The sequence below is a fragment of the uncultured Aquincola sp. genome, from assembly GCF_964001545.1.
GTDB lineage: Bacteria > Pseudomonadota > Gammaproteobacteria > Burkholderiales > Burkholderiaceae_C > Aquincola.
Genome location: NZ_CAXFDV010000454.1, coordinates 1 through 8,886 on the forward strand (window position 1 = coordinate 1; position 8,886 = coordinate 8,886).

Annotated in this window: 5 protein-coding genes and 1 pseudogene; 4 read left to right on the forward strand and 2 right to left on the reverse strand. The window is 71.1% G+C overall.

Annotated features, from left to right (window positions below):
- Positions 1–452: pseudogene (locus tag ABNT58_RS15565) on the forward strand (methyl-accepting chemotaxis protein); the annotation flags it as partial.
- Between the two features lie 8 nt (positions 453–460).
- Here the strand turns inward: ABNT58_RS15565 and ABNT58_RS15570 are convergent.
- Both ABNT58_RS15570 and ABNT58_RS15575 read right to left on the reverse strand, forming a co-directional pair.
- Positions 461–934 carry a DUF1854 domain-containing protein gene (locus ABNT58_RS15570; RefSeq protein WP_348754374.1) on the reverse strand — a complete coding sequence of 158 codons (474 nt, stop codon included), beginning with the start codon at positions 932–934 and terminating at the stop codon, positions 461–463.
- Between the two features lie 2 nt (positions 935–936).
- Positions 937–3,189: an ABC transporter ATP-binding protein gene (locus ABNT58_RS15575; protein WP_348754375.1), complete on the reverse strand. Its 2,253-nt coding sequence runs from the start codon at positions 3,187–3,189 to the stop codon at positions 937–939.
- Positions 3,190–3,338: 149 nt separating this feature from the next.
- On the opposite strand from ABNT58_RS15575, the gene cphA (ABNT58_RS15580) reads away from it, so the two are divergent.
- The 3 genes from cphA (ABNT58_RS15580) to ABNT58_RS15590 form a co-directional block, all read left to right on the forward strand.
- Complete coding sequence (cphA, locus tag ABNT58_RS15580; RefSeq protein WP_348754376.1) at positions 3,339–5,543, forward strand: cyanophycin synthetase; 2,205 nt, start codon at positions 3,339–3,341, stop codon at positions 5,541–5,543.
- Between the two features lie 17 nt (positions 5,544–5,560).
- A complete protein-coding gene (gene cphA / locus ABNT58_RS15585) occupies positions 5,561–8,122 on the forward strand; it encodes a cyanophycin synthetase (protein ID WP_348754377.1) in 2,562 nt (853 codons plus the stop codon).
- Positions 8,119–8,886, forward strand: a 768-nt coding sequence (locus tag ABNT58_RS15590) for a CorA family divalent cation transporter (RefSeq protein WP_348754378.1), incomplete at its 3' end; no start/stop codon positions are given. The genes cphA (ABNT58_RS15585) and ABNT58_RS15590, both read left to right, overlap by 4 nt.

Consider the following 8,886-nt stretch of genomic DNA (forward strand, 5'->3'; position numbering starts at 1 on the left):
ATCGACGGCATTGCCTTCCAGACCAACATCCTGGCGCTGAACGCGGCGGTGGAAGCCGCCCGCGCCGGTGAGCAGGGCCGCGGCTTTGCAGTGGTGGCCTCGGAAGTGCGCTCGCTGGCCAAGCGCTCGGCCTCGGCCGCGCAGGAGATCAAGGTGCTGATCGGCGACAGCGTGGGCAAGGTGGAAGACGGCGCCCGCCTGGTGCAGGACGCCGGCAGCACCATGAGGACATCGTGCACAGCGTGCGCCGGGTCAGCGACATCATCGGCGAGATCACCTCGGCCACCACGGACCAGAGCCATGGCATCGGCGAGGTGGGCAGCGCGATGGCCGAGCTGGACCGCATGACGCAGCAGAACGCCGCGCTGGTGGAACAGTCGGCCGCTGCGACGCAAAGCCTGAAGCAGCAAGCCGATCGCCTGGCCGACGTCGTGGCCGGCTTCAAGACTTGAGTGGGCGCCTAGAGGAACCGCTCGAGCAGCCGCCGCGAGCCGCGGTCCAGCGAGCGCCAGTTGGGCACGTTGAAGAAGATGCCGTGACCGCTGGCGATCATCAGCCGGCCGTCGGTGCCGACGCGGCGGATGTCCTCTTCGCCCTTCAGCTCGAAGCGCGTGGGGCCGCGGTCGGTGTCCACGTCCCACAGGCTGGGCGTCGAGAACGTGGACACGGCGCGGATGCGCTGGATCTGCGGCGCGAACTCGCGCTGCGCCAGTTCGTCGTCGACCAGCGCCCGCAGCGGCGCCGGCAGGTCGGCCAGGCGTTCGATCCAGGCCACCTCGCGGACCTCGGCGCTGATCATCGACACGCCTTCGTCGGGCGCCCCCAGCGGAAAGGCGCGCACCGGCGTCACGCCTTCGTGGCGATGGCCTTCGGCCGTGGTCAGCACCAGGCGGCCGAAGCCGTCACGTTCCAGGTTGAAAGCAGCGGGCTGCATCGTCAGGCTCCGGCCGGGTGGGCGGCGTGGGTGGGCTCGCGCTCGGGCGTCACGTCGTCGGCATCCACCCGGCGGGCCTGCGCCTCATAGAGGCGCCAGTAGTGGCCCTGGCGGGCGATCAGCTCGTCGTGCGGGCCCACCTCCACCACGCGGCCACGGTCCATCACCACCAGCCGGTCGGCCTTGCGCAGCGTGGACAGCCGGTGCGCGATGGCAATCGTGGTGCGGCCCTGCACCAGGTTGTCCAGCTCCTTCTGGATCTCGCCTTCGGTCTCGGTGTCCACCGCCGACGTGGCTTCGTCCAGGATCAGGATGCGCGGGTCGATCAGCAGCGCACGCGCGATGGAGATGCGCTGGCGCTCACCACCCGACAGGCCCTGGCCGCGCTCGCCCACCAGCGAGTCGTAGCCGTGCGGCAGCCGCAGGATGAACTCATGGGCATGGGCCGCGCGGGCGGCCGCGATGATCTCGGCGCGGGTGGCGTCGGGCCGGCCGTAGGCGATGTTTTCGGCCACGGTGCCGAAGAAGAGGAACGGCTCCTGGAGCACCAGGCCGATGTGGCGCCGGTAGTCGGCCACGCTGAAGCGGCGGATGTCGGTGCCGTCCACCTCGATCGCGCCGTCGGTCACGTCGTAGAAGCGGCAGATCAGGTTGACCAGCGTGCTCTTGCCCGAGCCGCTGTGGCCCACCAGGCCGATCATCTCGCCGGGGCGGATGTCGAGGTCGAGCCCGCGGATGATGGAGCGGCTGCCGTAGCGGAAGCCCAGTCCGCGCATGCGGATGCCGCCGCGCGGCTGCTGCAGGGCCACCGGGTGCTCCGGCTCAGGCACGTTGGACACATGGTCCAGGATGTCGAAGATGCGCTTGGCGCCGGCCGCCGCCTTCTGCGTGACCGAGACGATGCGGCTCATCGAATCGAGCCGGGTGTAAAAGCGCCCGATGTAGGCGATGAAGGCGGTGAGCACACCCACCGTGATGCTGCCGCGTGACACCAGCCAGATGCCGAAGGCCCAGACCACCAGCAGGCCGACGTCGGTCAACAGCGACACCGTGGGCGAGAACAGCGACCAGGTCTTGTTGAGCCGGTCGTTGACGGCCAGGTTCAGCCGGTTGGCGGCCTTGAAGCGGTCGGCCTCGCGGCGCTCCTGCGCGAAGGCCTTGACCACGCGGATGCCCGGGATGGTGTCGGCCAGCACGTTGGTCACGTCACCCCACACGCGGTCGATCTTCTCGAAGCCGGTGCGCAGCCGGTCGCGCACCAGGTGGATCATCCAGGCGATGAAGGGCAGCGGCAGCAGCGTGACCAGCGCCAGCCAGGGGTTGATGGAAAACAGGATGGCCGAGGTCATGCCGATCATCAGCACGTCGGTGGCAAAGTCGAGCGCATGCAGCGACAGGAACACGCTGATGCGGTCGGTCTCGGAGCCGATGCGCGCGATCAGGTCGCCGGTGCGCTTGGCGCCGAAGTAGTCGAGCGACAGCCGCAGCAAATGCTCGAAGGCGGCGGTGCGCAGGTCGGCCGCGATGCGCTCGGACACCAGCGCCAGCAGCCAGGTGCGCGCCCAGCCCAGGCCCCAGGCCAGCAGCGCCGAGCCCAGCAACCCCGCCAGCAGGCTGATCACCAGCCAGGTGTCGATGCGCTGGCCGTTCTGGAACGGGATCAGCACGTCGTCCATCAGCGGGATGGTGAGGTAAGGCGGCACCAGCGTGGCGGCGGTGGACGCCAGCGTCAGCGAAAAGCCGGCGATCAGCTGCTTGCGGTACGGCTTGGCAAAGCGCCCCAGGCGCAGCAGCACCCAGGTCGAAGGCACCTCGGTGGCCTCGCGGCTGAAGTCGTCGGGCTCGAAGGCGTCGTCGGCATCGTCCGGCGGGCTGCGGTGCAGCCGGTCGAGTTGGCGCTCCACCTGCGCCATCCACTGCAGCGCCTGCACGTTGGCGGCCAGCGTGAAGCGCCACTGCGCCAGCCGCCGGTGGGCGTCGTGCATCTCGATGGTGCCGACGCCGGCATGGTCGGTGTGGCGCAGCGCCAGGTCGGCGGTCAGCGTCCAGTCGGCCCAGCCGTCAGTGCTGCCGGCCAGCAGGCGGCGGTCGGTGAGCACCAGCAGGCCGGGCGCAAAGCGCTGGCGGGCGTCGAGGTCAACCTCCAGCGTGGCCAGCACGTTCTCGTCGCTCGCCAGCAACGAAGGCAAGGCGTTGGTGAGGTGGAGCGCGCCAGGCGCGCCGACAGTGGAAGATGGATCTTGGAGGGGTTGCATCGACAGGCCGGCCCGGGCGATGGCCAGGCAGACGGATTCTGAACCATGCCCGCAACGCACCAACCACCACGGCCGCCGACAGCCCGGGCGGCACACGACGCACAATCCCACGAATCACCCGGCCTCGCGGCACAACCCCCTGCGGACCCATGAGCAAATTCCAAGACATCCGGCTGCTGCGCATCAACTACCTGCGGGGGCCCAGCATCTGGACCTACCGCCCCGTGCTGGAGACCTGGCTCGACCTCGGCGAGCTGGAGAACCATCCGTCCAACCTGCTGCCCGGCTTCAACGCCCGGCTGACCGCCCTGCTGCCGGCGCTGGTGGAGCACCACTGCGGCGTGGGTGAGCGCGGCGGCTTCCTGCAGCGGCTGGAAGGCGGCACCTGGATGGGGCATGTGCTGGAGCACGTGGTCATCGAGCTGCTGAACCTGGCCGGCATGGCCACCGGCTTCGGCCAGACGCGCAGCACCTCGCAGCACGGCGTCTACCGCATGGTGTTCCGGGCCCGGGACGAGCATGTCTCGCGCACCGCGCTGGCCTGCGGCCACCGGCTGCTGATGGCCGCCATCAACGACGAGCCCTTCGACGTGCCGGCCGCGGTGGCGCAGATCCGCGAGCAGCTGGACGACACCTACTTCGGCCCCAGCACCGCCTCCATCGTCTCGGCGGCCACCGACCGGCGCATCCCGCACATCCGCCTGAACGGCGGCAACCTGGTGCAGCTGGGCTACGGCATGCGCCAGCGCCGCATCTGGACGGCCGAGACCGACAAGACCGGTGCCATCGCCGAGAACATCGCCGGCGACAAGGACCTGACCAAGCGCCTGATCGCCGCCTGCGGCGTGCCGGTGCCCGAGGGCAGCACCGCCGACACCCCCGCCGCCGCCTGGGAGGCGGCCGAAGACATCGGCCTGCCGGTGGTGGTCAAGCCGCTGGACGGCAACCACGGCCGTGGCGTCAGCCTCGACCTCAACACCCGCGAGGAGGTGGAAGCCGCCTGGCACGTGGCCGACGCCGAAGGCAGCGGCGTGATCGTCGAGCGCTACATCCGCGGCGACGAACACCGGCTGCTGGTGGTGGGCAACGAGGTGGTGGCCGCCGCCCGCGGCGAAAGCCTGTGGATCACCGGCGACGGCCAGTCCACCGTCACCGCCCTGGTGGACAACCAGCTCAACACCGACCCCCGCCGCGGCGAGGCCGAGGAATTTCCGCTCGAATTCATCGACCTGCAGAAGGACGGCGTGATCCGCCTGCTGCTGCAGCGCCAGGGGCTGACGCCCGAGTCGGTGCCCGAGGCGGGCCGGCGCATCCTGGTGCAGCGCAACGGCAACGTGGCCATCGACTGCACGGACGACGTGCACCCCGAGGTGGCCCGTGTGGCCGCGCTGGCCGCGCGCGTGGTGGGCCTGGACATCGCCGGCATCGACCTGGTGGCCGAGGACATCCGCCGCCCGCTGCATGTGCAGGGCGGCGCCGTCGTCGAGGTGAACGCCGGCCCCGGCCTGCTGATGCACCTGAAGCCCGCCGTCGGCGTGCCGCGCCCGGTGGGCCGCGCGGTGGCCGACCACCTGTTCCGCGAGGGCGAAGACGGCCGCATTCCCATCGTGGGCGTTGCCGGCACCCGCAACACCACCCTGGTGGCGCGGCTGGTGGCCTGGCTGCTGCAGCTGGCCGGCCGCCATGTGGGCCTGGCCTGCCGCGAGGGCCTGTACCTGGAGCGCCGCCGCGTGGAAGGCGGCGACGCCACCCGCTGGGACAGCGCCCAGCGCCTGCTGATGAGCCGCAGCGTGGACACCGCGGTGATCGAGAACGGCCCGGTCGAGATCCTCAACGACGGCCTGGCCTATGACCGCTGCGACGTCGGCATCGTCACCGACCTCGACCTGCCCGAAGCCCTGCGCGCACCGCTGGCTCAGCACGATTTCTTCGAGGCCGAGCAGCTGGTCAAGGTGCTGCGTACCCAGGTGGACGTGGTGCTGTCGCACGGCACCGCGGTGCTCAATGCCGCCGACGAACGCGTGGCCGCGCTGGCCGAGCTGTGCGACGGCGACACCATCCTCTACGGGCTCGACCCGCAGCTGGTGGCCATTGACAAGCACCGCGGCACCGGCGCCCGCGGCGGCCGCGCGGTGTTCGTGCGCGAAGGCCGTGTGGTGCTGGCCACCGGCAGCGCCGAAACCCGCCTGGCCCCGCTGCAGCGCATGGCGCTGGGCCGCGGCGCCACGCATGCCCCGATCGACACCGAAGCCCTGCTGGCCGCCATCGCCGCAGCCTGGGCGCAGGATGTTCCGCCCGACCTGATGATTGCCGGCATCGAGACCTTCGCCGGCGACGTGGCCACCGCTGCCTGACCTACCGCCTCAAGCCCATGCAAGTCTCCCGCATTCGCGCGCTGCGCGGCCCCAACCTCTGGACCCGCAACACGGCCATCGAGGCGATCGTCCAATGCTCCGAGAAGGCGCTGACGCTGTCGCAGCGCGACGACTTCGAAGACCGCGTGCGCCAGCGCTTCCCGGCCATCGGCGCGCTGCGGCCGGCCACCGGCGCCGCCTCGCTGGCCCATGTGCTGGAAGCCGCCGCACTGGCGCTGCAGAAGGAAGCGGGCTGCCCCGTCACCTTCAGCCGCACCTCGGCCACGGTGGACGAAGGCGTGTACCAGGTGGTGGTGGAGTACAGCGAAGAGGCGGTCGGCCGCATGGCGCTGGAAGAAGCGCACCTGCTGGTCAGCGCCGCGCTGGCCGGCACCGACTTCGACGTCGACGCCGCCATCCGCCGCCTGCGCGAGAAGGACGAGGACGTGCGCCTGGGCCCCAGCACCGGCAGCATCGTCAACGCGGCGCTGGCGCGCGGCATCCCGTACCGGCGCCTGACCGAAGGCAGCCTGGTGCAGTTCGGCTGGGGCGCCAAGCAGCGCCGCATCTGGGCCGCCGAGGTCGATTCCACCAGCGCCGTGTCCGAGGCCATCGCCCAGGACAAGGACCTGACCAAGAAGCTGCTGCGCGCGGCCGGCGTGCCGGTGCCCATCGGCCGCCCGGTGGACAGCGCCGACGACGCCTGGGCCGTGGCCCAGGAAGTGGGCCTGCCGGTGGTGGTCAAGCCGCAGGACGGCAACCAGGGCAAGGGCGTGACGGTGAACATCACGCACCGCGACCACCTGGACATCGCCTACCGCGCCGCCGAGGAATACGGCACCGTGATGGTCGAGAAGTACCTGCCCGGCTGCGACTACCGCATGCTGGTGGTGGGCGACCAGCTGGTGGCCGCTGCGCGCCGCGACCCGCCGCACGTGATCGGCGACGGCGAGCACACCGTGCGTGAGCTGGTCGAGCGCGTCAACGCCGACCCGCGCCGCGGCGAAGGCCATGCCACCTCGCTGACCAAGATCCGCTTCGACGAGATCGCCATCGCGCGGCTGGCTGAACAAGGCCTGACCGAGCAGTCGGTGCCCGCGGTGGGCCAGCGCGTGATCCTGCGCAACAACGCCAACCTGAGCACCGGCGGCACCGCCACCGACGTGACCGACGACGTGCACCCCGAAGTGGCCGAGCGCGCGGTGGCCGCGGCCCGCATGATCGGCCTGGACATCTGCGGCGTGGACGTGGTGTGCGAAGGCGTGCTGGAGCCGCTGGAGGCGCAGCACGGCGGCGTGGTGGAAGTCAATGCCGCGCCCGGCCTGCGCATGCACCTGTCGCCCTCGTACGGCAAGGGCCGGCCGGTGGGCGAGGCCATCATCAACCACCTGTTTCCGCCGGGCGAAGACGGCCGCATCCCGGTGGTGGCCGTCACCGGCACCAACGGCAAGACCACCACGGCGCGCCTGATCGCGCACCTGCTGGCCAGCGACGGGCTGCGCGTGGGCATGACCAACACCGACGGCGTGTACGTGGAAGGCCGGCAGATCGACTCCGGCGACTGCAGCGGCCCCAAGAGCGCCCGCAGCGTGCTGGCCCACCCCGACGTGGACGCGGCGGTGTTCGAGACCGCCCGTGGCGGCGTGCTGCGCGAAGGCCTGGGCTTCGACCGCTGCCAGGTGGCGGTGGTCACCAACATCGGCGCCGGCGACCACCTGGGCCTGAACTACATCACCACGGTGGAAGACCTGGCGGTGCTCAAGCGCGTGATCGTGCAGAACGTGGCGCCCAACGGCTATGCGGTGCTCAACGCGGCCGATCCCATCGTGGCCAAGATGGCGGCCACCTCGCCGGGCAAGGTGATCTTCTTCGCGGCCGACCGCCACCACCCGGTGATGGCCACCCACCGCGCCCAGGGCGGCCGCACGGTGTACGTGGACGACGGCGCGGTGGTGGTGGCCGAAGGCAGCTGGCGCGAAGCCATCGCGCTGCGCGACGTGCCGCTGACGCGCGCCGGCACCATCGGCTTCCAGGTGGAGAACGTGCTGGCCTCGGTGGCGGCGGCCTGGGGCCTGGGGCTGGACCTGGCGGCCATCCGCAGCGGGCTGGCCAGCTTCGTCAACGATGCGCACAACGCGCCCGGCCGCTTCAACGTGATGGACTTCCGTGGCGCCACCATCATTGCCGACTATGGCCACAATCCCGACGCGATGCGGGCGCTGGTGCAGGCGGTGGATGCGATGCCGGCCAAGCGCCGCAGCGTGGTGATCAGCGGCGCCGGCGACCGGCGCGACGAGGACATCCGCGAGCAGACCGTGATCCTGGGCGATGCCTTCGACGACGTGATCCTGTACCAGGACGCGGCCCAGCGTGGCCGCGCCGATGGCGAGGTGATGGCGCTGCTGCGCGAAGGCCTGGGCCAGGCCCGCCGCACCCGCCACGTGGAAGAGATCCGCGGCGAGTTCATCGCCATCGACACCGCGCTGGACCGCCTGCAGCCGGGCGACCTGTGCCTGGTGCTGGTGGACCAGGTGGAAGAGGCGCTGGCCCACCTCGACCAGCGCATCAAGGCCGGATGACCCCGGCCGCCGCCAACACCTACGGCGCCGACGAGTCGGGCCTGATCTGTGGCTACCGGCTGGGGCCGGGCCGCCACGGTCAGGACATCGGCTCGGCGGAGGCGGCGCAATGGCTGGCGGCGCGGCACGCGGGTGCCGCGGCCCACGGCGAGTTCCTGTGGCTGCACTTCAACCTGGCGCACACCGGCAGCCAGCCCTGGCTGGAGCACGCGGCGCAACTGCCCGAGCCCTTTTTCGAGGCGCTGAAGGAAGACCTGCACTCCACCCGCATCGAGCGCACCGACCACCATGCGCTGATCGCGGTGATCAACGACGTGCACTTCTCGTTCTCGTTCGAGCCGTCGGAGATCAGCACGCTGTGGGTGCACGTGGACCGGCACCTGGTGGTGACGGCGCGGCGCCATGCGCTGCGCTCCATCGACGCCCTGCGCACCGCCGCCAAGCGCGGCGACACCATCGCCTCACCCATCGAGCTGCTGGAAGCGCTGCTGCGTGCGCAAGCCGACGTGCTGGTGCGCATCGTGCGCGACGTGACCGCCCGCGTGGACGAGGTGGAGGACGAGCTGCTGGCCAACCGGCCCGATGCCCGCCGCGCCAAGCTGGGCGCGATGCGGCGGGTGCTGGTGCGGCTGCAGCGGCTGCTGGCGCCCGAGCCGGCGGCCCTCTTCCGCCTGCTGCAGCATCCGCCCGCGTGGATCGACGAAGCCGGCGTGCTGGCGCTGCGCCAGTCCACCGAAGAGTTCTCGGTGGTGCTGCGCGACATG